A 23,970-nucleotide genomic window follows, 5' to 3' on the forward strand; every position below is an offset into this window, starting at 1 on the left:
ACATCTTGAGGCTTACAACTGTACTTAGAGTTTCTCGAAGTATCTGGCGATCGGTAACAGCTCAAAGCCGACCTTTTCATAGGTGCGACGTGCTGGGGCATGACCGGGATCTCCTCCGGTATCAACCATCGCAACAGACATTCCAGCATTTTTCATCCAATCCAGAGCAAATTCTATTAGAGCGCTACCAATGCCTTGACCTTGAAAGTCTGGATCGACAGCTACCATGTAGATTTCACCCATGCTGGACTCGGAGTCTAGTTTCACGGCTACAAAACCTACTGTGGAACCTATATCGATAGCAACCCATACATTTGTATCTTCCGCAGCGCAAACGTTCTCGACAGCCTTTTGCTGGCTCACACGCCAATTATCGGGGTAGAATGCCTGGTATACATCGGCGTTCATCACTTTCTGAATCGAATCAAAGACCGGAGTCCATGCCCGAAGCGAAAGACGAATAACTGCATCAAGGTGGTGTGGGTCGTATGATTCAATTTGCATTTTGGTATGACCTCAAGAATATACCGGAGGATTCAAACAGTTACATTAAAAACTACAGGTTTCAAACTAGATGCGTTTTAGTTGGGCTAACTATTTAAAACAATAGATAAGCTAACTAAAAAATGAAAAGAAAGATCATAAAACGTAGCAGCCTTATATTTATTTGTGCCTTAGCTATCTTCATTGGTAACTCTCGTCTAGTGAATGTTCAACTTTCCGAGATTGAGAGGTGGTCATCTCGCACTTACCACAGGTATGATGATTCAGGCTTATGAGGAAATTTGGTCTTTTTTGGCTAGACACGAAGTTCTCAATTAAGTTTTTTCCAACTGAAATCAGTGATATTTAACATTCATTTATGGAAATTTGCTTAACTTTATCCTTTTGATTACCATCAGGCAGAAAAATTAAAGCGTAGGTAATTAAATGTAGGTAATCAAATATCAAAAAATGCCAGAAAGAAAACGAATTGGTATTTTGACCAGTGGTGGTGACTGTGCAGGATTAAATGCGGTCATTCGGGCGGTAACTCGTTGTGCAGTTAATGTCTATGGTTGGGAAGTTTTAGGTATCTGTAAAGCTACTCATGGCTTAATGAGCCGTCCTCCAGAGGCTATCCCCTTAGATATAACCCAAGTTGATCGTCTGTTAAGTATGGGGGGAACAATTTTAGGTACAACTAATAAGGGCGATCCTTTTGCTTTCCCGATGTCAGACGGTACCATGGCAGATCGTTCTGCTGAAATTATTGAGGGTTACAAGCAACTTGATTTGGATGCCCTAATTGGCATTGGTGGAGATGGTAGTTTGGCTATTCTGCGAAAGCTAGCACAACAGGGAGGTATCAATTTAGTCGGTATCCCCAAAACCATTGACAATGATGTTGGTATCACTGAGCGTTCTATTGGCTTTGATACAGCAGTTAATATCGCCACAGAAGCTATTGACCGCTTGCATTTTACTGCTGCAAGTCATAGTCGAGTGATGGTTTTAGAAGTAATGGGCAGAGATGCTGGGCACATTGCTCTCAATGCAGGCATCGCTGGAGGAGCAAATATGATTATGATTCCTGAAATTCCCTATAAGCTTGACAATATCTGTCAACATATTAAAAAAAGACAAGCCAGAGGACAAGATTATTCTATCGCCGTTGTCTCGGAGGCAGTTTGTACTGAGTCGGGTGATATTTTGGAGCAAGGTCATTTTGCTGATTGCCGTTTAGGGGGAATTGGTCAATATTTGGCGGAACAAATTACGCAAAAAAGTGGGGCAGAAACTAGAGTCACCGTTTTAGGACATACTCAACGGGGGGGCATTTCTTCGCCTCTAGATCGTATTCTGGCTTCGGCTTTTGGAGTAGCCGCTGTGGAGTTAATTGCTCAAGAAAAATATGACCATATGGTTGCTTGGCAAGATAGACAAGTTACTAGCATCCCTATTGATGATGCGATCAAAAATTATCGAGCGGTAGATCCAGAAGATACTCTAGTTAAAACTGCTAGAGGTTTAGGTATTTGTCTGGGAGACTGAATCAATAAATAATTGACTACGTCCTCGAAGGAGGATAATGAACAATTGATAATTTATCGATTGTTATTGTTTGGCATAATAACCTAGGTAATGATCGCATGATCAAATCTGATTCAGTGCGATCTTATGCCAACCTGCACTTACATATTATTTAACGTTCCGCATGAATGACACGACCGTGGCTAATGGAAAAAGGGTTTCTCCAGAAGAAATCGTTGCTGCTTTGGAGATTCCGGCAGATTTTAATTTTAATTTGCCCGATCCAGAGGATGATGCCATTCAAGAATCGGAGTTCCAACATCAATTAGATACGATCTGGCAAATATGCGATCGCTTCGATCTGCAAACAGATATTTGGCGGGGGCGGATTTTACGCTCAATCAGAGATCGGGAAAAGAAAGGCGGAGAAGGGAGAGGTGCTGGATTTCTTAATTGGTTAAAAGACCGAGAAATTACAAAGTCTCAGGCTTATGCTCTAATTCAATTGGCAAATAGTGCTGATACATTATTGGCAGATGGAATGTTAGATCCCGATAGTATCAATAACTTCAGTAAAAGGGCATTTGTCGAAACTGCTAACTCTGCTCCAGAAGTGCAGCAGTTAGTAAGTGAGGCAGCCCATAAGGGCGATCGCATTACCCGTCGGGAAGTGAAACAACTCTCTGACGAATGGACAGCAATGAGTTCGGAGTTACTTCCCGATGAGATTAAAGAAAAAGCAGCAGAAGGCTCCTTGCCTACTCGTCATCTTGCCCCCTTAGTAAGGGAAATGGAAAAGTTGCCTGATTCTCATTTAATTGAAATTAGAAAAGAAATTGCCGAAAGTCCAGATATTGATACGGTCAAAATGATGACCACCGAAGCCAAAAACTTAGCCAAATATCTTGATGCCGCAGCCCAGGTACAAACCCTAAGGGATAAGGCAGTGGATATGGAGATGGCTTTAGAAGAAGCTCTACGCCTTGGTTGTATTAATACTGCTGCGGACCTAGTTAAACAAGCCACTACCCTCGAACAAACGGTAGGCAAACTTTATACTACTTGGAAACGGATGGGCAATGTTGCCGATCGCCTGTATGTGGAAACGGGGGCATCTAATCCCCAATTGCGATCGCTCTTAACCTGTTTAGAATCTCTGACTAGCGACATCATTGAAGTACCTCTAGATGAAGAAGGCGATCGCATAGTTCGTCTGAAAGTAATTACCGAAAGTGAGTCTGCTATTAATAATTAATTAACTAATTAGTAGTATTCGCATTCATTGGTTATTAGCTATCAGCTATTAGCTAAAATGGCTGCGCTTTGGATGAAACTCCTATAATTGAAGAAGACCAAGCAATAATACTAAAGTTTTTTCCCTTGTATTGCTAATTAAGAGTAAATTCTATGTGCCATCGTTTATGTTGGAATGCTAGTAGCCAATATTAGGGAAGAAAGTTAATCTTTAATGGTCAGTGAGGTTAACTAGTAAAACCATTCCATACAACGAAAAATTCAAACTTTCGCTGTTTAAGGATTTGAGACACAAAACACCTCACTTAATCTCTTGTCGCTATGTCAAGGAGGATGAGCCAGTGAGCGCACCACTTAGTTGTCAAAATTACATTGATGGACAGTGGAAATCTGCCCAATCGGGAGAGTCTTTTGAAAGTCGTAATCCAGCAGACTGGAATGAACTGGTCGCTACTGCCCCTAAGTCGGATCGAGCTGATGTAGATGCTGCTGTTACTGCTGCTCGACGATCTTATTCTTCCTGGCGGCTAGTACCTGCGCCAGTGCGATCAGAAATTGTTCACCGCATCGGCGAGGGATTACAGGCTCGAAAAGAAGAGCTAGCATCTCTCATGAGTCGGGAAATGGGAAAGGTTTTGGTAGAAGCCCGAGGTGATGTTCAAGAAGGAATTGATTGTGCATTTTACTATGCTGGAGAAGGTCGTCGTTTGTTTGGTCAGACAACCCCTTCAGAGTTGGGTAACAAATTTGCTATGACTATGCGGATGCCAATTGGGGTAGCAGCACTAATCACACCTTGGAATTTTCCAGTGGCAATTCCCTGTTGGAAAGCACTCCCTGCTCTAGTATGTGGCAATACTCTGATTTTCAAACCAGCTAAAGATGTGCCTGCCTGCGCTACTATACTCACCGAAATTTTTGCTGCTGCGGGAGTACCACCAGGGGTGTTTAACTTGGTTCATGGAACAGGACAGAAGGTCGGTAGTGCGTTAACCGATCATTTTGGGATTGATTTAGTTTCTTTTACTGGCTCTTCCAAAACTGGAGCTGAGGTAGCAGCCATCTGTGGTCGTACCCATAAGCGAGTTTCCTTGGAAATGGGAGGCAAAAATGCCCAGATTGTGATGGAAGATGCTAATCTCGATCTGGCTTTAGAGGGGGCTTTATGGGGAGCTTTTGGCACTACAGGACAGCGTTGTACTGCCACTAGCCGATTAATTTTACATCGAGATATTAAAGCAGATTTTACAGCTAAGCTATTGGCACAAACTCGTAAATTGCGCTTAGGTTCAGGAATTGACCCAAACACTGATGTTGGTCCCTTGGTAAATGCTGCTCAGTTAGATCGGGTAAAGTATTATCTGGAACTGGCACAGGAGGAAGGAGTAACCATCCTCACTGGAGGTCATCCAGCTCAAGGAGAAGGGTTAGAACAGGGATATTTCTTTGAACCTACCATTCTTGACGGAGTAAAGTCTGAAATGCGCGTAGCCCAGGAAGAAATCTTTGGTCCCGTAGTCTCCCTGATTGAGGTAGATTCATTTGAAGAGGCGATCGCCGTTCTCAACAATTCCTGCTACGGTCTTTCCTCTGCCGTCTATACCCAGAATGTGAATCGAGCCTTCCAGGCAATGCGGGATATTGAAGCGGGAATCACCTATATTAACGGTCCTACCATTGGAGCAGAAGTGCATCTGCCCTTTGGTGGGGTGAAAGCTACTGGGAACGGTCATAGAGAAGCTGGTAGTACTGCCCTAGATATCTTCTCAAACTGGAAAACCGTGTATGTCGATTTTTCTGGACAACTACAACGCGCCCAGATTGATAATCGGTAATTCCCATATTCCAGTAGGGGCGAACAGCCCTTCGCCCCTACAATAAACTCCGATCCAAGTTATACCTATGCAAACTGTAACCCACTCCCATAATCTTCAAGGACCCCAACTAGTCACGTCCCTTCCTGGTCCTAAAGCCCAGGCTATCATTGAGCGCGATCGCGCTGTTACCTCACCTTCCTACACCCGAGAATATCCCCTGGTGGTAAAAAGAGGTGAAGGTTGTTTAATTGAAGATGTGGATGGAAATATCTTTTTGGATATGACTGCCGGAATTGCTGTGGCAGCTACGGGTCATGCTCATCCCCAAGTTGTTCAAGCAATTAACGATCAGTCACAACAGCTATTGCATATGTGTGGGGCGGATTTTTATTACGAACCGTTGATGGAGCTAGCAGAGACCCTAGTGGCAAAAGCCCCATTTCCCCAGCCCGATCAAGGTTCTAAGGCAAGAGTATTATTTACTAACTCTGGCGCTGAATCCCTGGAAGGGGCTTTAAAATTAGCCAGGTATTATACTCAGCGTTGGCGGGTAATTGCTTTTCTGGGTGGGTTTCATGGACGTACTTATGGAGCAATGTCTCTCACTGGCTCTAAATCTGTCCAACGGCAGGGTTTTGGTCCTTTAGTCCCAGGAGTAACCCATATTCCTTATGGCACTCACGCTAGTTTAGATTATCTAGAGCAAACTTTATTCACCTCGATGCTACCGCCTTCAGATGTAGCTGCCATTGTGGTTGAAGCAATTCAAGGAGAAGGAGGTTATATAGTACCCGATGATGGCTTTTTGCAACGATTGCGAGAGATATGCGATCGCCATAAAATCCTACTCATTGTTGATGAAGTGCAATCAGGTATGGGACGCACGGGAAAACTATTTGCTATTGAACATTGGGGGGTGATGCCCGATATCATTACCGTAGCAAAAGGAATTGCCAGTGGTTTACCTTTGGGGGCGGTAATAGCCAGGTCAGAAATTATGACTTGGCCTCCTGGTTCCCACGCCAATACTTTTGGGGGCAATCCAGTAGCCTGTGCAGCAGCTAATATTACCTTGCAACTATTGGAAAATGGCTTAATGGAGAACGCTGAGGAACGAGGGCAACAGTTACAAAAAGGGTTAACCCAGTTATCTACAAGTTCTAATTATATTTCGCTGCCTCGCGGTAAAGGATTGATGGTTGCAATCGACATCTTTGACCAAGATGGTAATCCTGATACTGCTACTCGCGATCGCCTGCTCCAAGACGCTTTTTATCGGGGTCTATTACTACTTGGCTGCGGTCGCGCTTCAATCCGCTTCTGTCCTCCTCTGGTAATTACAGCCGAGCAGATTGATATCGCTTTAAATATTCTGACCAAAATACTGAAAAATTACCCATGAACTCTCCACGCCTGGCTCAAGAACTATGGACTCAACTCTGGTTAATTTATCGTCAAAGAGTTGCCTACGCCCGTGTCTATGAAAATATGATCCAAGCAGCAGGAGGCACAGTTGCTAACGATCATATTGCCTTCCGTTCCTTGCGACTAGAGGTGGATAGTACGGACGGGAAGATAAATTTAGGAATTCCTTACTTAGAAAGTATTGTGCAATGGTTAGGCTACGAGGCAGCAGGAGAATATCATTTTCGCGATCGCCATCTGTATGCTCGTCACTATCGTCATCCTGAACAAGATCAATACGATCTGCCGAAACTCTTTATTAGCGAACTGATTGTAGAGCAATTACCATCATCAATTGCTCAGTCGATTCTAGATACAGTGCAATCTGGTTCGTTCTCCTCTCTACCTGCTTGGCAAAAATCATCTCTTCCATCACAGCAAGATGAAAAAGCGATCGCCAAAGCTCTGATTTCTATCTTTACTCGCCCTTGGACACCGCCCAAACGAACTACTGTAGAAGAAGTTAATGAAGTTAGCCAGTATGGAGCCTGGGTACTTTTGCATGGCTACAGTGTGAATCACTTCACTGGTTACGTTAATCGTCAGAATACCCCCATCTATCCCGATCTTGAAAGTACGGCTCATGCTCTAGCTAATCAAGGAGTGCCAATGAAAGATAGCTTTGAAGGCGGAAAAGCTAGTGGTTTAAAGCAAACTGCAACTCAATCTGTGATTGAATCAGTTCCCGTTCTAAATAAGCATGGACACTTAGATGAGATGCTTTGGAGCTATGCCTATTATGAACTGGCAGAACGTTATCTTGTCCCAGATAGCACTGGAAACCAAACCCTGTTTGAAGGCTTTATTGCTCCTCAAGCACAACATCTATTTGACATGACAAAAGCCAAATAAGTCAAATGTCTCATGTGAATTAGACAAATTTATTTACCTTAAATAGCTGAGAGCTGAGAGCTGATGGCTGATAGCTAGAAAATCAAATGAACATAGCTAATTCACACCAAGCGTTTACTTATTTCCGACGAATACGAACTTTTTTCTGGGGGTCTTGTTTTCTAATCCAGCCCAAAAATTTCTGCATTTTAGGTTCAGATTTAAGCTTATCAATGGTGTTTAGTTGTCTCGCCAATTCTAAATTGGTATAAAGAGAGTGAAGCTGCCGATGACAAGGAGAACAAATATCAATGGTCGCTCCCGAATTTGCCTGCTTGCGCTTTACTGTTTGTCGGGGGATGAGATGGTGAACCGTAAGTTGCTTAACATCGCGATCGCATAATTGACAGGGCATACTAGAAAAATAATTGATGAGAAATTGAACCAAGATTAACTGTCTTCAGTCTAAAGAAAAAGAACTAAGTATTTCTTGAAGATGAGCGAAACGTTAGCCACTGAAAAGGCTATTGCAGCAGATGCAGAATCAGAAACAGGCGTGCAGACAGAACAAGAATCAGAACAAAAATTAGTTTTACTTTGTCAGCAAGGAGATCGCCAAAGCTTTCGTCTGCTTTATCAACGCTATCAACATCGAGTGCGCTCAACTATCTATCAGCTATGTGGCAAATCTATGTTAGATGATTTGGTTCAGGAGGTTTTTTTAAGAGCTTGGAAAGGATTACCTAAACTCAGAACAACTAAATATTTTGCTACTTGGTTATATCGCATAAGCTGGAATGTAGCGACCGATCAACGGCGTAAATTAGCTAGAGGTCGAGAACAAACTAATTTTAATGAAAAGTCTGAGGACAAAGATCAGTTAAGTTACAGTAAAAATTTATCTAATATCGAAGATACACCAGATTTAATGCATTTGCATTATCAAGATCTGGTGCAAAGGGGTTTAAATAATCTCAGTTTTGACCATCGTGCTGTTTTAGTTTTGCACGATTTAGAAGATTTACCTCAAAAACAAGTAGCCGAAATTCTAGATGTACCTGTGGGAACAGTTAAATCTCGTTTATTTCATGCCAGAAATTCGTTTAAAAAATTTTTAGAACAAAAAGGGCTAACTTTTTAAAGATTAAATATGTATTTTTTAATCATTTTTTCAATCATTAGGAATAACATCATGACTAACTTAAACAACGATAACCACCAAAATCTCGTCAGTTTTTTACAGCATCATCGACCAATGCCGCCTCAAAGTCACCCCGATTTAGAACAGACCATAATCGACTCCCTTGAACCACGAGCAACTCCAGGACATACACGTGATTTTAAATCTAATTGGATTATTTCTAGTACTAGCGCATTGCGATCGCCAGCGAAGCTAATCGCTACAGGATTTTTATTTACCACTGTTAGTTTTGGCTGGAGAACTCCTCGGATTGCTGTTGAACCTAAAGATCTAGAAAATTTCTTGGTTAATAATTGGCAAGACACTCTAGACAATAACTATTACGCTGCTACAGAAGAAACTGAAAACTATTGGCTACTACCTACCGTATACGAACCCCAGCCAGCTTTATCTGTTTCTGCTAATTAGATCAAAACTAAATTTTTAAATCAATTTTAAATCAATAGATAATATATTTTATTTTTTTCATATATCACCGAACATAAATATGTTTTCGATGCGATGGCAATATTCATTATCTATAACTGCTATGACACTCTTCATGCTTCATAGCTCTCCTGTGCTAGCTGCTTCACAGCTATTTTTTTCTGAAGAAGACAAAAGTGATTGCACTCTACGCTCTGCTAAAGCTAATCGTGCACCCTACCCCAAAAATCATCTCGCTTGGGGTGAAAAAATCGCCAATCAACGAGCGCAAGCTGTATTTTATCTTTCTAAAGTTGCTATAACCATAGCCGATAGTTCTGTATCAGTAACAGAGTCTCAAAAGCCTTTCAACCTTCTTCAGCAACTTAATCTGACTAGCGAACAACAACAGCAAATTAGACAAATCCACCGCAAATATAGGCAAAAAATACGCCAAAAAAAACAGAGCTTGACCGTGTTACAACAACAGTTGTCGGACATGATGGTAGGAACAGAAACAGTTGAATTAATTAGAGCTAAAAATCAGCAATTATTAGCCCTGCGTCAAGAGATAGAAAAATTGCGCTTTGAGAGTATGTTAGCTACCAGAGAAATATTAACTCTTTCGCAACGTCAGAAGTTTAGAGAAATAATGGAATCTCATCTAGCTCAATAACTGGAAAAACAATATACTTAAAATATGTGATAAATTAGATAATGCTAATACGCGGATGTGGTGGAATTGGTAGACACGCACGCTTGAGGGGCGTGTGGCTCACGCCTTGCGAGTTCGATTCTCGCCATCCGCATTTTTTTAACATTCAACTAGAGCGCAATTTAGACTCTTAGTACTGTGTTATACCAAGATCTAGCCGACCATTTTGCTCCTATCAAGTCAATAACGTCATCTTATCTTCAGCAAAATGTTATCAAAAAAGCAATTACTTTAGATAATTATTTAGTGGATAAATTAGGTAACTCCATCTCTACTTATTTAAATAGTTGGCTTGCACAACACCCTATGATCGAGTGGCTAGTCAGTCATCCTGTCATTAGTTTAATTACTGGCTTAATAGTAGCCATTTTGGTAACAAGGTTATTGGTAACGATTTATCGTGCGATCGCCAATACTATTGATCGAATGTGGTTGTGGATTCTGCGATCTCCTTTGTTATTGGTTAAATTTTTAATTGGCTGGGAAGCCAAGTCTAAAAGTTCCTCCTCCAATACCACAATCACTAACTACGAAGTAATCAGTGATTCAGACCAATTAGCAGCAATTGTGGCTCGTTTGGATAAAATTCAACAGCAACAGGAGCAGATTTTACAAGATATTGCTCAACTAAAACAAAAATCACAAAAATCACTGGCTATCAGCCCCCAACAAATTAAGTTGCCCGCAGCTCAAGTAATAAGTAACCAGAAGTAAATGAGTTGTATCATCGCAATTAGTATATACAAAAAATTACATTTTGTAACCACAGAAAATAACCTACGCAAAATTTAGTGATATCTTTCCAAAAAAAAGACTTATTTTGAATACCCTAAAAAGCTATTAGCTATTAGCTAGGGCGAATCCCTTTACCATCTAGATAATTGAGCAACAATAACTAAGAATTATGATTGTTACTTACAACCAAGAAAGAAAAAAAAGGATTGTTACCGCACCTTCATCAACCTTCTCTTTATCCATTAATGCAATCAATATTCCCTCAACAATAATTAGTGTTGAAGTAGCTGAAGATGAATCAGTAGAGTGGATTTGGACAGTATACCCTGATGGTTCAAAAGTAGTCACAGGCTACGACATTATTAAAAATAATCCATAGTCAATTTACCCTACTATAAAACCATGCCGTCAAATCGTAGTAAGGTAACTCTTCGTGAAATCACAGCTGACAGTGTTCGCACGATTTGTAACCTCTCAGTTCGTGATGAGCAGCAGAAATTTGTAGCGCCAAACGCCATGTCCATCGCCCAAGCATACTTTTCTGAATATGCTTGGTTTAGAGCTATCTATGCTGACACCACGCCTGTTGGCTTTCTTATGTTAGAGGATAAACCAGAGGAATCAGAATATTATTTGTGGCGTTTCATGATTGATGCTCGATATCAGGGTATGGGCTTCGGTCGCCGCTCACTGTTACTTCTAATCGATCGCGTCAAGACTAGACCGAATGCTACTGAACTGCTAACAAGTGTTGTTCAAGGTGAGGGAAGCCCACAAGGTTTCTATGAAAAATTAGGTTTTAAATTGACGGGGGAATATGAAGAAGAGGAGGCAATAATGAGACTAATCCTCTGAAACTTTTGTTCAACTGACATATGAAGTAGTAAAACAAAAGTAAAGTCATGAATAAACACGAAAAAATTAATTACGTTGAATTCCCTGCCAAAGATATAGAAGCTACGAAAGCTTTCTTTACTCAAGTTTTCGGTTGGACTTTTGAAGATTATGGTACGGAATATACAGCTTTTTCCAATGCTGGTATCGATGGTGGCTTTTTTCAATCCGATCTAACTGCCTCTACTGAAAATGGCAGCGCACTTGTAGTTTTTTATAGCCAAGAGTTAGAGCAAACTCAATCAAAGATCGAGAATGCTGGTGGTTTGATTGTCAAGCCCATCTTTTCATTTCCAGGAGGCAGACGTTTTCACTTTAGTGATCCTAGTGGTAACGAATATGCCGTTTGGTCAGAAATAAATGCATCGCCATAGACAAGTAAAAATATACTCACACATTAAAAGCGAATTAAATCCCAAAAATTATTGAAAGCCAAAGGTGATCGGCTACGTGCAGCACTTAACGCTTTTTATTTAAGTAAAAGCATAGTCAAGCCAATTTTAATACTAATGAGAGAAAAAAACAGTGAATAGATTACAAGATATAGATATTGTTGATCGGCTTCAAGATTTTGATGCTTATATGGAGAAGCTCCTGCAAGACTGGAATGCACCAGGAGTTGGTGTCGGAATTGTGGCAGAAGATAAGTTAGTCTTTGCTCAAGGCTATGGCGATCGCAACTACGCAGAAAAGTTACCCTTTACCTCGAAAACACTCTTTTCCATCGGTTCCAATACCAAGCTTTTTACCGCGATCGCTGCGGGAATATTGGTAGAAGAAGGCAAGTTAACCTGGGATGAGCCGATCAGCGACGCCGTGCCGACAATTCGCTTTTATAACCGTGAGCTAGATAATACTGTAACCCTGCGGGATATGCTAGCTCACCGTACTGGTATCACTCGCCACGATGGGATCTGGTATCATCAGGACTCATTAACTCGTAAGGATATCTTTGATCGCCTTAAATACCTAAAACCAGAGGCACCATTACGACAGACATTTCTCTATAACAACCTGATGTATGCTGCTGTTGGTTATATTATCCAACTTCTTTCAGGAAAAACTTGGGAAGAATTTGTCCGGGAGAAAATATTTCAGCCTTTAGAAATGGACAGCAGTGTCTATACCATTGCGGATATGGTTCAGCAATCAGACTATGGGGTACCATTCAACGAAAAACGAGAAAGTGATGAGATTTATCAGATTCCCCACTATGAAGAAATAGAAGCCATAGCTCCCGCAGGGGCAATTGTCTCTAATATTGAGGACATATCCCATTGGCTCATAGCATTAATGAACGACGGAAAGTATTTTGATCGGCAAGTTCTCCCTGCGAATATACTCAATGCCACTCTAGAACCTGCGATCGCTCTGTCCAATGTATTAGGTAAAACCTATGACTGGTGGGAATTGCTTAACCCTATTTACGGCATGGGTCGTGAAACTGTAGCTTATCGCGGGCATTTATTGACCTATCATGGGGGTGCTATCGATGGATTTCACTCTCAGATATCTTTTCTCCCTCAGTCGAAACTCGGCGCAATTGTTTTCGCAATCGGTGATCATTGTGCATCCCTAAGCGATATCGTCACCTACAACATTTACGAACGTCTATTAGATCTGGAGCCAACTCCTTGGAGCGATCGCTGGCTGGATATAAGACTCAAGGCTAAACAAGCAGGCAAAGAAGCGCGTTCTAAAGCCGGTGAAGATCGAGTTGCCAATACCAATCCTTCCCATTCTTTAGCCGATTATGTTGGTGAATATGAACATCCAGCCTATGGCATTCTCAAGATTGCCATGAAAGATAATAATCTTCAATTCAACTTTGGCAGGATTAATCTTCCCCTGACTCACTTTCACTATGACCGCTTCGATACACCAGATGATGAGCGTTACGGCAAGCGATCAGTAAATTTCCTGACCAATCCTCAAGGTGATGTTGATCGAGCAGCTATGTCCATAAGTGAGGCAGAAGAAATATTTACCCGTCAGGCTGAAACTCTGGACTTGCAATTATTAGCGCAGCTTGCAGGAACATACGAAACACCCACCGACTTTAAGTTTCAGGTTGTTCTAAAACAAGATAATTTTCTCTACCTAGCAGTTCCAGAACAGCCAGAAGAAAAACTGATTCCCTACAATAACTTTACGTTTCGCGTCCAGCGTTTTTCTGATATGACCTTCGAGTTTGTGATGGAAAACGGACAGGTATCGGCTCTCAAACAGAAAGATCCGTCAGGCGAATACATATTAAAACGTTGCTGAAGTAGGGCGATTTAATTTAATCAAGCAAAACTTTCCTTTTGTTTGTCACTATTCAACCTGAATTCAATAAAGCTAAAAACTTTGAAATTTTTTATAGATGCTTGAATTCCTGATTATTTACCATAAGAAATTATATAGTCATTCCAAATAAAAACCATACGATTGTGTAAGGGCGAATCGCGATTCGCCCCTACGATAATTATCTGTCTAACAAAATCTCTCATCATAGGTCAACTAATTGGAATGACTATAACTCCGAATTCCCAACTCCGAACTCCAAATTCCCAACTCCGAATTCATTGCTGTAGTTCTTGAAAAATTTTTTATGTCAACCAATAATAACGTAAATGATTGCAAGCAATCTGTGCTTACTTCAAAAAAACTGCCAATTATTCTGATTGGTCCTCGTTTTGTAGGTAAAAGCACTGTTGGGAAGTTGTTAGCATTGCAGCTAAAAGTACCTTTTATTAATCTATGGGAAGTATCTGAGCAGTACTGGCACGAGATAGGCTATAAGGAAGAACTACGCGATCAAGCCTGGGATAATAACCAAGCCGATGGAGTTTACAACTATATGATGCCTTTTGAGGCTCATGCGATCGCGTGCGGTGTTGCCGAGCATTCCAACTATGTAATCGAGCTGGGAGCATTACAATCAGTTTACGATGATGATGAGCTTTTCAAACGGGTTAGTCGAGTTCTAGAGGCTTGTAATGTGGTGTTACTGCTGCCATCAGAGGATGTGTCAGAATCCCTAGAAATATTAAAGAAACGCGATCGCGTTATCATTAACAGCAAGGAAATAAACGAGCATTTCCTCACCCATCACTCCAATTATGATTTAGCCAAGTATACTTTTCATACCAAAAACAAAACGCCAGAACAAACTAGTGAGGAAATCCTGGCAAACATCGACCCAAATGCTTCAGAAATCATTTTAATTGGTGCAATGGGAGCAGGAAAAAGCACAATTGGCCAACTGTTGGCTCAAAAACTCGATCTGCCTCAGATATCTATGGATCGGTTGCGCTGGAAATATTATGAAGAAATAGGATGGAGTAAAGAAAAACAAAAACAAATAGCAGAGAATGAAGGTTTTGCAGGGGTTTATCATTACTGGAAGCAATACGATCTACATGCAGTAGAGCGTCTTCTTAATGAATATCAGGACTGCGTAATTGACTTTGGAGCAGGACATTCTATTTATGAACGGGATGAAGACTTTGAACGCGTCCGCGAACTTTTAGCTCCTTACGCTAATATAGTGTTACTAATACCGTCACCAGATTTAGATGAATCTGTTGCCATTCTACGTCAGCGAAATACTCTGCTCATCAATGGCATGGAAGCAAATAGGTTTTTAATTATCCATCCTTCTAACCAAGACTTAGCAAAGCACATAGTATACACCAAAGAGCGAATGCCCATCGAAACCAAGGATGAAATTATAAAACGCTTAGAATTTACCAATCCTAATTTAGGTTAATAGAGAAATCTCGTAGGTTATGTGCTCCAAATCACAGCATTGAATATCAATTTTAACCTATGATTACTGTCATAAATAAAGTTATAAATATCGCCAGCAAAATGACTTATAAAACTGCTGGTTTATAAAGTCAACTATCAATTCTACTAATAGTTTTAAAAGAGAGATGTTAATAAACATCTCTCTTGTCTTAGAGTACTCCAACAAATAAACTATCCGATGATCTGGGAAAATATTATTCCTCTATTCAAGGAATATGGAACGCCATTCATAATTCAAAATTACCACTACTTAATAAATTCATTGATTTCCGTGGAAGTCAGATAAAACTGTTATAAGACAATTTTCATTATTGTCTCTAAAGCCTTGGAAACCTTAATTAACGAATAGATAAATATAGATGTAAACTGTTAGTTGTTTGGCTAATTCAACTAATTTGAGCCAAGTTTAGATGCGGTACAAAAAATCACCTATGGTGTACTGTAAGGACTTCAAAATACTCGTATTCCCGTACTTTTAAATATTTCTGCCTTTTGGTGTATCGACTTGACTACAGGTTATTTTTTAGGCTTTCATTTTGGCTTGGGTGGTATTGGTTTGTGGTTGGGACAATTTACCAAAATAGCGATCGCTGCTATCCGGTTTTTACTTCGTTTTCGCGATCGCATGACTCTTTTATTAAATTCATTGATTTCCGTAAAAGTCAGATGAAACCGTTATGAGAAAACTTTCCTCATTGGCTCTAAAGCCATCAATATCCTGATTGACTGTCACCACAACATTCAATATGGTCGCTACGATGGTCAAGCCCTCAAACGTAAATGTTACTGGAAAGCTACGTGATACGGAAACGGTCATGCGTAGTTTGGAGGAGGGTTGTTGGAAAAGTATCGACTAAGATAACTCGCTGGCAACCTATCCTACAACAAGCACGGTTTCGGAAAGGAGGGGTATGCTGGAAACAGCTACCTCGACCTTATCGGAGTGTCAATCTAAAGGTTTGGTGTCGTGAAAGTCAGTGAAGTCTATGAAGTGATGTCCTTCAGGGGTTTGATGAATGATCTCTGAAAAACGATGTCCCCAAAGTATATCGCTTGCAGCATAAGAATAGGGAGCATGAATAGGTTGGGCGACAGTCTCATCAATACCGCTTAACGAAACCACCAGCATAGCTTTAGTTTGTGCCAAAGATTCAGCAGTAGCACCCCACAAAGGACTACTTTCATCAATTTGATGCATGATTGTCCAGCTCAGAGTAAATCTAGGTGTTTGGTTACGTAATAGCTTGAGCAGGTAAAATCGGCGCATATATTCCCCCTCAGTGCTGACTTCATCTCGCATCAAATAGATCCGCATTTCGGCTTTAATTATTTGGTTACGGCGTTGATTGGCCGCCCTCAGCATCAGAGTAGGAATATCATTGTAATTAGATATAGTAGCTACCTGACTAAATAACACTCTCGCCGTTGGTTGGGAAAATTTGGTAAAAGCCAATCCAGTCATTAGAGCAATTCCCGTAATTCCTATCAAGGCTTCTGTTGTAACTACAATATCTGCGTAAGTAGTGGTGGGATACATTGAGCCGTAGCCAATGGAAGTTAAAGTTTGCACGCTAAAGAAAAAGGCATCTCCCAATGAACCAGGAGTAGCATTTTCGATACAATCTCCTCCTGCTAGGTATGCAATAGCAAAGATAACGTTAATTGCTACATAGGACAAAGTCATTAACAGTAAAAAACCCCACCAAGGAATAGTTAGAAGCAAATAATATGGTTCTTGCAAATAGTTATACCAAGCTTCTGCACCAGGGATTTCAAAGCGTCCATCATGAAAATTAATTCGAAATTTGGATAAATTGCGATCGCTTAGGGGCCCTGGAGAATATTTGCCTTGATTTTTTGTCAAATAAGGTCTTTTTCTGGGATTTGGTGGAGGTAGCATAAAATTCTTATGAGCTAGGAGCTAGGAGCTATGAAGACTCAAGATTAATTTTACTGATATTTGAAAACCTCTTATCCATATTGGTTTTTCTATCTTCGTGTGAGAGAGTACACCTACTAAATTTAAAGGATGGGAATTTAGTGGGTGGTGAATCGAACTTAAATACGAAGGGGATGGGTTTACATATTTGACATGAAATCTTCATCTAACAAGGGTTGTAGCCGTTGTATAATACTTTTGTACGCGACACGAGTTTAAATTACTGGACTGCGTACAGAACCTAGTAAATTGAATAGTTAAAGTATGTGGTTCTAGCAACTAATTGACTTTTGTTGAAGTCAACAGGTCGATTACACATGCTGGGGAGACCTCAGCGTGTCTCGACCTCAAATCCTCTTGCTAGGTAAAACTTTAAGAGTTCCAATTTAAAACATATTTTGTCCCAGGGCATGGGATGGGCTGGATCAGAAACCAGTTTCTAAGTTGCCTGTGGTGGCGGTCTGACGGGGTGAAACATGAGTCATTTTAGGGTGATGCTTGAGTGCGTAGTTAGTTAAGAGCCGAACTGAAATAAGCAGGAAACTCAAGTCGTGAGTCTTGAGAATCTCATTCTAAATCTTTGATTTAGGATGAGAGTGTGTCAACTACTACATAACTTAGGATGCACTCAATCCACAGAACTCAATAAGTACCTTATTTAACTTGATAACGCAATAGCTGTCTAACTTTTTCGGGAGGTAAACCGAGCTTTTGACTGATAGCTGTTTCAACTTGCTCTAATTCTGTAGTTGCTAATTCAAATTCCTGCTGTTGATAAACTTGAGTTGCCTGTTTTACTTTGACACTAGATAAATTGCGATCGCGATCTACCATGACTTTGATCGACAGAATTTTATTAGCTGGTTCGGCTTGATCCGGGGTAATTTTAAATGATTCTACAGAGCGATCGCTATAGTTTAAGCTATGCTCTGTCACTAATCCGCTAACTAGCCAAAAAGCTAATCCTAATAGGGGTAAAGATAGCCAAAACTCTATACGTAGCATCTTTGATTCAATATTAAATTATTGAATAGATATTGAGTAGAAAACATACAAAATTAAATGCTTGTCATCATAAATAGTAGACGATCAATGATAAATGAAGGATGTTAATTCTGTTAGTCGAAGACGATCCAGCACAGTTAGAACCTTTACAAGTAGCATTAACTCAGATTGGACATATAGTTGATGCCGTCTTGGATGGAGAGACGGCAATTTGGTTAATTAAGGAGAAAGATTACGATCTGTTGATCCTAGATTGGATGTTACCTAAAGTTAGTGGCGTGGATATCTGCCGTCAATATCGTAATTTGGGTAATGCTGCACCAGTATTAATGCTAACTGCCAAGGATACAACAACGGATAAGGTAAAAGGTTTAGATGCAGGAGCTGATGATTATCTAGTCAAGCCGGTGGATGTTTTAGAATTACTGGCAAGAGTAAGAGCTTTGGGTAGAAGATCCCCCTTATGGCAAGGAGATACTCTATCATTAGCAGATTTAAAGCTTAATTTGACCAGTTTAAGCTTAGAACGAGGAAAAGTACAAATTCAACTTTCAGTTAGGGAATTTCAACTGATGGAATATCTCATGCGTCATCCTCAGCAAGTGTTATCTCGTGATCAAATAGAGCAGGCGCTTTGGAGTTGGGGAAGCGAACCGGAAAGTAATGCCGTAACTACTTTGGTCAGAAGATTGCGACAGCGACTTACAGCAGTAGGCGCAAAAGATTGGTTGGAAACAGTTTATGGAATAGGTTATCGCTTAAAGAATGAAGGATGAAGATTAACGATGTCAATTAAATATGACATACGAAATTATGATAAATTTAGTTCGTACCGAAGTACTGTAATTGGTTTTGCCCAGTAGTCTTCAAAACGATAATTTAGTAAAAAATTTGCTTTCCTTGCCATCTGTTTCCCTTTACGGAGATTGGCGAATATGACTTTCAATTGATTCGGAGCTAAAACAGGGTAAAGTAAAATAGCAAATAACAAGCCTAGTTTAAGTGATCTACTATAGTTTTGTTCTGTAGCAAATGCTAATACTCCAATTTCACCAGCATAACTGGTGTCAAATCCCAACAAAACATGAAATATATCGTGAGTTACAGCATATCTTAAAGCAAATACATTGCTGTCGGCAATCTCTGAAAATTCTGAACTAATTTTCAAAGGTTTTAGCTTATTTTTTTGCATATGAAGGGCATATTCATGACCAAATGTTCCTAATGGTAATTGACTAAGTTCTTCCAGATTTATCGCTGGATAATATTTTTTCACCAGCGTCATCTTTGCTTTTATTTCAGGGTTCGCTCGTACGCCCAGTGCATCAGACTTTAACAGTGCAAAATCTCCTGCTCTTTCAGAATTTTTTGAGATTTTAGAGGCAAGATATAGTTTTTTAAAATCGATTTTCATGATTTACCTGGTATCGATAGTATTAATTAACCTTTTCTGCTGTCATTTTGATGTCATATTCATTTTTCATACTAAGTAATAACAATTCAAACCTAGTTTTTAGAGGTAATCGATGAAAATAAAATTAATGCCCATCTTGGCTGGATTTATAACCTTATCTTTGGTTGCTGTTCCTTTAACAGCACAGGCTTGTAGTGGAGGTGACAAAGACAAAAGTACTTCTGAGTCCAATTTACCCGAACAAACTGAAAGCAGTTTTACTGTTGAAGAATCTTCTTCTGTGCCTCAAGCCTAGAAGTAAATTAAAGGGTCTTAGACCAAATTAATTGCGAATTAATAATTTGGTTATTGTCCATTGTTCATTATCCTCTTTCGAGGACGTAATCAATTTTCCATTGATAAAAATTAGCTCGGAGAGAAATATTATTTATGATGATTTTTCTCTCTTTTTTTGCTTAAACTTGAAATTATCATTTATAGCACTACCAGAAAACATTAGGACATTTTCTGTTCCCTGTTCCCTGTTCCCTGTTCCCTGTTCCCTGTTCCCTGTTCCTTATTCCCTTTAAACCAATATATTATGTCCTAAGCTTAAAGCGTAGTGCTATAGCAAAAAGTTAATTTCTCAAGTTATCAATGTTTGAGTTTGATCGTTCTCGTCATCGTCTAGCTTATTTATTTGCTCTCTCAATGGGAAGCATTTTAATTCTGTTCGCTTTTACGGTTTATCAGCGTCAAGTAAAAGAACAGATGCGAGAATTTGATACTCAAGTTTATTCCCAAGCCAAAAAAATTGCTGCACTAACAACTTATCAAAAACAAAAGCAAAGCTGGCAGATCGATACAGATAATGTATCTTTGTCCAATCCCGAAATCCCCAATGAATCGAAAATAGTTTATATTCGTTGGTACGATTACCAGAAAAATCTTTTACAGTTTATTGGGAAATGTCCTCCTCGAAAGTCTTCCCTGACAGTTGGATGGCAAACCCTACAATACAAATGCAATCATAACGGTCATACTAAACAAAAAAATCTGCGTAAATTTACTCTTCCTTTGAAATACGAGCAATCTTTAGTGGGCTATTTACAAGTTGCAGTTTCTCTTGAACCTCTTCGAGACTCACTATCGCGATCGCGTTTATTTTTTGCTTTGGGAGTGCCAATTACCCTCGGTTTTACTGGTATAGCAGGCTGGATTCTTGGTGGCTTGGCAATGCAGCCTATTAAACGTTCCTATGAACAATTACAACGTTTTACTGCTGATGCATCCCACGAATTACGGGCTCCAGTAGCAGCAATTCTCAGCAATGCCCAAGTTGGTTTACTCTCTCCCCCGGGGAATAATCAACAACCCCGCCAACGTTTGCAAAATATCGTCACTCAAAGTAAATATATGGGTGCTTTAATTGCTAATTTACTATTTTTGGCTCGTCATCAAGGAAAATTAAACCCTCAAGATCTGATGAAAGTTGACATCTTAAAACTGTCAGACTCCTTAGCTAATAAGTATGAATCTTTAGCACGAGAAAAAAGCCTCCTATTTAAACTTGATGCACCACAAACATCTCCAGAAATTTACGGCGATCGCGATCTTCTACAACAGGCTATTGGTAATTTACTGGACAACGCAATTAAATATACTCATGCAGAAGGTAAGGTTGCATTGAAATTGGAAGTCAAACCCCGTCGTATTTTAATTACGGTTCAAGATACTGGTATTGGTATACCGCCATCCGATTTACCTTATATCTTTGATCGCTTTTATCGAGTAGATAAAGCCCGCACCAGACAAACAGGGGGGTTTGGTTTAGGATTAGCGATCGCTCAACAAATTATTCAGGCTCACAATGGCAAGATTAGGGTTGAGAGTGAACTAGGAGTTGGAACTACGTTTCAGATTTGTTTACCTATACGAAATTAATAATTGCTGCTTTCAGTGTATGCCAAGGTAAAGTAGTACATTTAATCTTAATCGGATAGCGTTTGACACCTTCTATTGCTTTTAATTTATTTAAGGAGGGATTTAATTCTGCTTGACCTAACATTACTTGATGAAAATGTTCGACTATTGCCAACGTTTCCTCAACAGTTTTTCCTTTGACTGCCTCGATCATCAAATCAGCAGAGGCAAGACATAATGCACAGCCCGAACCCTGAAATTTAAGATCGGCAATTTTTTGAGTTTGACGATCCCAAGCAATGGTTATTTCTATCCTATCTCCGCAATAAAGATTTTCCCTTTTTTGATACGAATCAACTGGGTTAGTCTGACCGAAATTACGAGGGTTTTTAGAGTGAGATAAAATTACCTGTTGATATAAACGTCGATCTTTGAGATTAGTATTCATAAGAAAGTAATTTTTGATAGTCGTCAGGGGTATCGATATCGATCGCTGCTTGAGGCACATTGAGATTAAATCGGCGATCGCTATATTTTTGTAATAGTTTTTTGGCACCTCCTTTACTGGTCATACTGAGTAGATCTGGGAAAAGAGTTTGATTGAATAGAGTTGGTACCCCCAGAGTATCAGCATAGGTTGAAGCGATCGCCTTTTGTCCAGATTCGAGATAATTTTCGATCAAGGAATTGTAGATATGAGTATTAATTAAAGGTTGATCTCCTAGAGCAATGATAACTGCATTTAGGTCGGGTTCAATCGCAGTTAATGTTTGTATGCCAACGGAAATAGAAGTACTCATTCCTTGCTGCCAATGATCATTTTGACAGAAATAAACGGGTAAGTTGGCTATTTGGGGTTTAATGCGATCGCTGTAGGCACCAAGAACCACCATAATTGGATAGCAACGAGAAGCAACTGCTTCTTTAGTAGCATGGAGAATTAAACTACATCCTTTGTAATTCAACAACTGCTTGGGCGTTCCCATTCTTCTCGATTCCCCAGCAGCTAACAAAATTAGTCCAACTTTAGCTTGATTCAATTTCCCAAAATCTACCATCTACCAAGATGCGATCGCGCTTTGCGCGGTGGCTTTGCCAATCGCTAGATTCTCATCTCTCCCAAATTATAGAAAAAAACAGAGGTAAATAAATTACCCCTGTGATTGTAGTTTGATGATTTGTTGTTGTTGTTAAGGACGCTTCTTACCAGTTTTAGTAATGGGAGGGAAGATACTGATTCACATCAAATTGGCTTTGAACGTTAGTTTGAGTCCCTTCTTGGTGGATGAAGTTACCTTCACCGATCGCCGCGGCTTCATTAGAGTTGATCTGTACTGAATTTTGAGCATCAGGAGAAGAAATACCATAAGCTCCAAAATCAAATTGGTCTTGAATACTAGTTTGAGTTCCTTCTTGGATAACTACGTTACCGGTGCCAACAGCCGCCGCCGAGTTACTATTTACTTGTGTTGAACCCTGAAAATCTTCAGCTAAAGCAGTTAAAGGAGCAAAAGCGATCACCGCAGTTAAAATTCCTAATGTAGATTTTTTCATAGTTTTAGACCTCGTTAATGTAAATTTAAAATTTAAGTATGTGTTTTACTTACATTTACTAGTTACGAATGGTCTAATTATTTTATGCAAATTACCGAAATTTATTTTTTAATAAAGCATGACAAAAGTTTGATTTACCATTTAATAAATGGGTTTACCATATGCGGAGCGGTATCCTTTAGGACAAGGGCACAATGTAAAGCCTCGTCATTTATGACGATTGGGGAAGGGGTAAAGGTTAAGGGTGAAAGGATTAATTTTTTCCCCTTTTCTCTTTTCCCTTTAACCTACTCTTCACCGTTCATTTATGATGGTGAGGAGTCAATTGAAGCGGAGATTACGCAGATTGAGAAGCAAAGATAAAGTATAAATTTAAAGAGTTACAATAAACTGTTTATGAATAAACTATACCTCTATTCTTTGCCTATTTTATTGGCTATCTTTTCCTTGTTTACTCTTTGGCGAGCGTTCGAAATCAACCAAAATAAATATTGTTCTCTAATTATTCAAGAACCAGATCGAACTACTTTTAAAATTCTCGTTCCTAACTACAAAGTTGAAGTTATTGCTAAAGAGCTTAATATTAAGACTGTAAATTGCCCAGGTAAAAATTAATTTTTCCAGAAAGCTATTGTTGTTTTCTTGATTAACCTAAGATTAAGATTTAACCTTTCACAACTCAGCGCAATCGCTAACTTGAGATTCGTTTATTGGACAGCTTCATACCTTCATCATCAAATACTGCCGTTTTAGATTAATCCATTGTTCATAGTAGCTATAGCGATCGCTCAAATTAGTCCTTAAACAAATAGACTCTCGCTTTAAGGAACTGGGAAAAAACTATAAGTTGAAAGTTTATGATCGTGCCGAGCATGGTTTTTTCTGTCATGAACGTTCTTCATATAATCAATTAGCAGCGGAAGACTCTTGGAACGAACTTACAGCGTTTTTAAAAAAGCATTTAGAGTAAGGATACTTTAACTGCGATCGCACTAATTCAGTATCATAAATCCTGGGACAAAAGAATAGTAT

Annotated in this window: 28 protein-coding genes and 1 tRNA gene; 21 read left to right on the top strand and 8 right to left on the bottom strand. The window is 39.7% G+C overall.

All coding sequences use genetic code 11. The features are described from left to right. Nucleotides 1-24: 24 nt before the first annotated feature. Nucleotides 25-504 carry a GNAT family N-acetyltransferase gene (locus PLEUR7319_RS0114975; protein WP_019506042.1) on the bottom strand — a complete coding sequence of 160 codons (480 nt, stop codon included), beginning with the start codon at nt 502-504 and terminating at the stop codon, nt 25-27. A gap of 450 nt (nt 505-954) precedes the next feature. On the opposite strand from PLEUR7319_RS0114975, the gene PLEUR7319_RS0114980 reads away from it, so the two are divergent. The 5 genes from PLEUR7319_RS0114980 to PLEUR7319_RS0115000 all read left to right on the top strand — a co-directional run bounded on the left by PLEUR7319_RS0114980 (nt 955) and on the right by PLEUR7319_RS0115000 (nt 7,400). Further along, the gene (locus PLEUR7319_RS0114980) at nt 955-2,034 is read left to right on the top strand and encodes an ATP-dependent 6-phosphofructokinase (RefSeq protein ID WP_019506043.1); all 1,080 of its coding nucleotides are present in this window, start codon (nt 955-957) and stop codon (nt 2,032-2,034) included. Nucleotides 2,035-2,197: 163 nt separating this feature from the next. Then, complete coding sequence (locus PLEUR7319_RS0114985) at nt 2,198-3,268, top strand: hypothetical protein (RefSeq protein WP_051044437.1); 1,071 nt, start codon at nt 2,198-2,200, stop codon at nt 3,266-3,268. 340 nt (nt 3,269-3,608) lie between these two features. Beyond that, the gene (locus tag PLEUR7319_RS0114990; RefSeq protein WP_019506045.1) at nt 3,609-5,102 is read left to right on the top strand and encodes an aldehyde dehydrogenase family protein; all 1,494 of its coding nucleotides are present in this window, start codon (nt 3,609-3,611) and stop codon (nt 5,100-5,102) included. 67 nt (nt 5,103-5,169) lie between these two features. Then, nucleotides 5,170-6,486 (top strand): acetyl ornithine aminotransferase family protein, encoded by a 1,317-nt coding sequence (locus tag PLEUR7319_RS0114995; RefSeq protein ID WP_019506046.1) that lies wholly within the window; start codon nt 5,170-5,172, stop codon nt 6,484-6,486. Further along, nucleotides 6,483-7,400, top strand: coding sequence for a DUF1338 domain-containing protein (locus tag PLEUR7319_RS0115000; RefSeq protein WP_019506047.1), 918 nt, complete (start codon nt 6,483-6,485; stop codon nt 7,398-7,400). The genes PLEUR7319_RS0114995 and PLEUR7319_RS0115000 overlap by 4 nt, the downstream gene beginning before the upstream one ends. 118 nt (nt 7,401-7,518) lie before the next feature. On the opposite strand, the gene PLEUR7319_RS0115005 is transcribed toward PLEUR7319_RS0115000, so the two are convergent. After that, the gene (locus PLEUR7319_RS0115005) at nt 7,519-7,794 is read right to left on the bottom strand and encodes an HNH endonuclease (protein WP_019506048.1); all 276 of its coding nucleotides are present in this window, start codon (nt 7,792-7,794) and stop codon (nt 7,519-7,521) included. An 81-nt stretch (nt 7,795-7,875) separates the two neighbouring features. Between PLEUR7319_RS0115005 and PLEUR7319_RS0115010 the strand changes: the two genes are divergently transcribed. The 11 genes from PLEUR7319_RS0115010 (at nt 7,876) to PLEUR7319_RS41325 (ending at nt 15,794) form a co-directional block, all read left to right on the top strand. Beyond that, nucleotides 7,876-8,520, top strand: a complete 645-nt coding sequence (locus PLEUR7319_RS0115010) for a sigma-70 family RNA polymerase sigma factor (RefSeq protein ID WP_019506049.1) — start codon at nt 7,876-7,878, stop codon at nt 8,518-8,520. Between the two features lie 51 nt (nt 8,521-8,571). Beyond that, nucleotides 8,572-8,988, top strand: coding sequence for a hypothetical protein (locus tag PLEUR7319_RS0115015; protein ID WP_019506050.1), 417 nt, complete (start codon nt 8,572-8,574; stop codon nt 8,986-8,988). A 121-nt stretch (nt 8,989-9,109) separates the two neighbouring features. Then, nucleotides 9,110-9,661 carry a Spy/CpxP family protein refolding chaperone gene (locus tag PLEUR7319_RS38175; RefSeq protein ID WP_237743580.1) on the top strand — a complete coding sequence of 184 codons (552 nt, stop codon included), beginning with the start codon at nt 9,110-9,112 and terminating at the stop codon, nt 9,659-9,661. Nucleotides 9,662-9,712: 51 nt separating this feature from the next. Then, a tRNA-Leu gene (locus tag PLEUR7319_RS0115025) sits at nt 9,713-9,794 on the top strand. Between the two features lie 44 nt (nt 9,795-9,838). After that, the gene (locus PLEUR7319_RS0115030) at nt 9,839-10,414 is read left to right on the top strand and encodes a hypothetical protein (RefSeq protein WP_019506052.1); all 576 of its coding nucleotides are present in this window, start codon (nt 9,839-9,841) and stop codon (nt 10,412-10,414) included. Between the two features lie 190 nt (nt 10,415-10,604). Then, nucleotides 10,605-10,814, top strand: a complete 210-nt coding sequence (locus PLEUR7319_RS0115035) for a hypothetical protein (RefSeq protein ID WP_019506053.1) — start codon at nt 10,605-10,607, stop codon at nt 10,812-10,814. 23 nt (nt 10,815-10,837) lie between these two features. Continuing rightward, complete coding sequence (locus PLEUR7319_RS0115040; protein WP_019506054.1) at nt 10,838-11,290, top strand: N-acetyltransferase; 453 nt, start codon at nt 10,838-10,840, stop codon at nt 11,288-11,290. A 47-nt stretch (nt 11,291-11,337) separates the two neighbouring features. Next, complete coding sequence (locus PLEUR7319_RS0115045) at nt 11,338-11,703, top strand: VOC family protein (protein WP_019506055.1); 366 nt, start codon at nt 11,338-11,340, stop codon at nt 11,701-11,703. A 151-nt stretch (nt 11,704-11,854) separates the two neighbouring features. Next, nucleotides 11,855-13,597 carry a serine hydrolase gene (locus PLEUR7319_RS0115050; RefSeq protein ID WP_019506056.1) on the top strand — a complete coding sequence of 581 codons (1,743 nt, stop codon included), beginning with the start codon at nt 11,855-11,857 and terminating at the stop codon, nt 13,595-13,597. A 364-nt stretch (nt 13,598-13,961) separates the two neighbouring features. Beyond that, nucleotides 13,962-15,083 carry a shikimate kinase gene (locus PLEUR7319_RS0115055; RefSeq protein ID WP_019506057.1) on the top strand — a complete coding sequence of 374 codons (1,122 nt, stop codon included), beginning with the start codon at nt 13,962-13,964 and terminating at the stop codon, nt 15,081-15,083. A 546-nt stretch (nt 15,084-15,629) separates the two neighbouring features. After that, nucleotides 15,630-15,794, top strand: a complete 165-nt coding sequence (locus tag PLEUR7319_RS41325; protein ID WP_019506058.1) for a hypothetical protein — start codon at nt 15,630-15,632, stop codon at nt 15,792-15,794. Nucleotides 15,795-16,070: 276 nt separating this feature from the next. On the opposite strand, the gene PLEUR7319_RS0115065 is transcribed toward PLEUR7319_RS41325, so the two are convergent. Beyond that, nucleotides 16,071-17,024 carry an ion channel gene (locus PLEUR7319_RS0115065; protein ID WP_019506059.1) on the bottom strand — a complete coding sequence of 318 codons (954 nt, stop codon included), beginning with the start codon at nt 17,022-17,024 and terminating at the stop codon, nt 16,071-16,073. A gap of 693 nt (nt 17,025-17,717) precedes the next feature. Next, nucleotides 17,718-18,068: a hypothetical protein gene (locus PLEUR7319_RS0115070; protein ID WP_019506060.1), complete on the bottom strand. Its 351-nt coding sequence runs from the start codon at nt 18,066-18,068 to the stop codon at nt 17,718-17,720. Between the two features lie 101 nt (nt 18,069-18,169). Between PLEUR7319_RS0115070 and rppA the strand changes: the two genes are divergently transcribed. Next, the gene (gene rppA, locus PLEUR7319_RS0115075) at nt 18,170-18,844 is read left to right on the top strand and encodes a two-component system response regulator RppA (RefSeq protein ID WP_019506061.1); all 675 of its coding nucleotides are present in this window, start codon (nt 18,170-18,172) and stop codon (nt 18,842-18,844) included. A 35-nt stretch (nt 18,845-18,879) separates the two neighbouring features. Here rppA and PLEUR7319_RS0115080 read toward each other — a convergent pair whose 3' ends face one another. Then, nucleotides 18,880-19,482, bottom strand: coding sequence for a Coq4 family protein (locus PLEUR7319_RS0115080; protein ID WP_019506062.1), 603 nt, complete (start codon nt 19,480-19,482; stop codon nt 18,880-18,882). 112 nt (nt 19,483-19,594) lie between these two features. Between PLEUR7319_RS0115080 and PLEUR7319_RS0115085 the strand changes: the two genes are divergently transcribed. After that, the gene (locus PLEUR7319_RS0115085; protein WP_019506063.1) at nt 19,595-19,777 is read left to right on the top strand and encodes a hypothetical protein; all 183 of its coding nucleotides are present in this window, start codon (nt 19,595-19,597) and stop codon (nt 19,775-19,777) included. A 341-nt stretch (nt 19,778-20,118) separates the two neighbouring features. Further along, nucleotides 20,119-21,405 carry a cell wall metabolism sensor histidine kinase WalK gene (locus PLEUR7319_RS0115090; RefSeq protein WP_019506064.1) on the top strand — a complete coding sequence of 429 codons (1,287 nt, stop codon included), beginning with the start codon at nt 20,119-20,121 and terminating at the stop codon, nt 21,403-21,405. On the opposite strand, the gene sufU is transcribed toward PLEUR7319_RS0115090, so the two are convergent. The 3 genes from sufU to PLEUR7319_RS35475 all read right to left on the bottom strand — a co-directional run bounded on the left by sufU (nt 21,392) and on the right by PLEUR7319_RS35475 (nt 22,938). Then, entirely contained in the window at nt 21,392-21,832 is a 441-nt protein-coding gene (gene sufU, locus PLEUR7319_RS0115095; protein ID WP_019506065.1) for a Fe-S cluster assembly sulfur transfer protein SufU, read from the bottom strand. The two genes, PLEUR7319_RS0115090 and sufU, sit on opposite strands and share 14 nt — an antisense overlap. Next, nucleotides 21,822-22,424: an NTP transferase domain-containing protein gene (locus PLEUR7319_RS0115100; protein ID WP_036800089.1), complete on the bottom strand. Its 603-nt coding sequence runs from the start codon at nt 22,422-22,424 to the stop codon at nt 21,822-21,824. The genes sufU and PLEUR7319_RS0115100 overlap by 11 nt, the downstream gene beginning before the upstream one ends. 172 nt (nt 22,425-22,596) lie before the next feature. Beyond that, on the bottom strand, nt 22,597-22,938 hold the full coding sequence (locus tag PLEUR7319_RS35475; RefSeq protein WP_019506067.1) for a hypothetical protein: 342 nt from the start codon (nt 22,936-22,938) through the stop codon (nt 22,597-22,599). A 396-nt stretch (nt 22,939-23,334) separates the two neighbouring features. Between PLEUR7319_RS35475 and PLEUR7319_RS42725 the strand changes: the two genes are divergently transcribed. Continuing rightward, nucleotides 23,335-23,553 (top strand): hypothetical protein, encoded by a 219-nt coding sequence (locus PLEUR7319_RS42725; RefSeq protein ID WP_019506069.1) that lies wholly within the window; start codon nt 23,335-23,337, stop codon nt 23,551-23,553. Nucleotides 23,554-23,746: 193 nt separating this feature from the next. Further along, the gene (locus tag PLEUR7319_RS39455) at nt 23,747-23,908 is read left to right on the top strand and encodes a dienelactone hydrolase family protein (protein WP_083892481.1); all 162 of its coding nucleotides are present in this window, start codon (nt 23,747-23,749) and stop codon (nt 23,906-23,908) included. Nucleotides 23,909-23,970 lie beyond the last annotated feature (62 nt).

Origin of the sequence: Pleurocapsa sp. PCC 7319 (assembly GCF_000332195.1) — a bacterium.
In the GTDB taxonomy this organism is placed as follows: domain Bacteria; phylum Cyanobacteriota; class Cyanobacteriia; order Cyanobacteriales; family Xenococcaceae; genus Waterburya.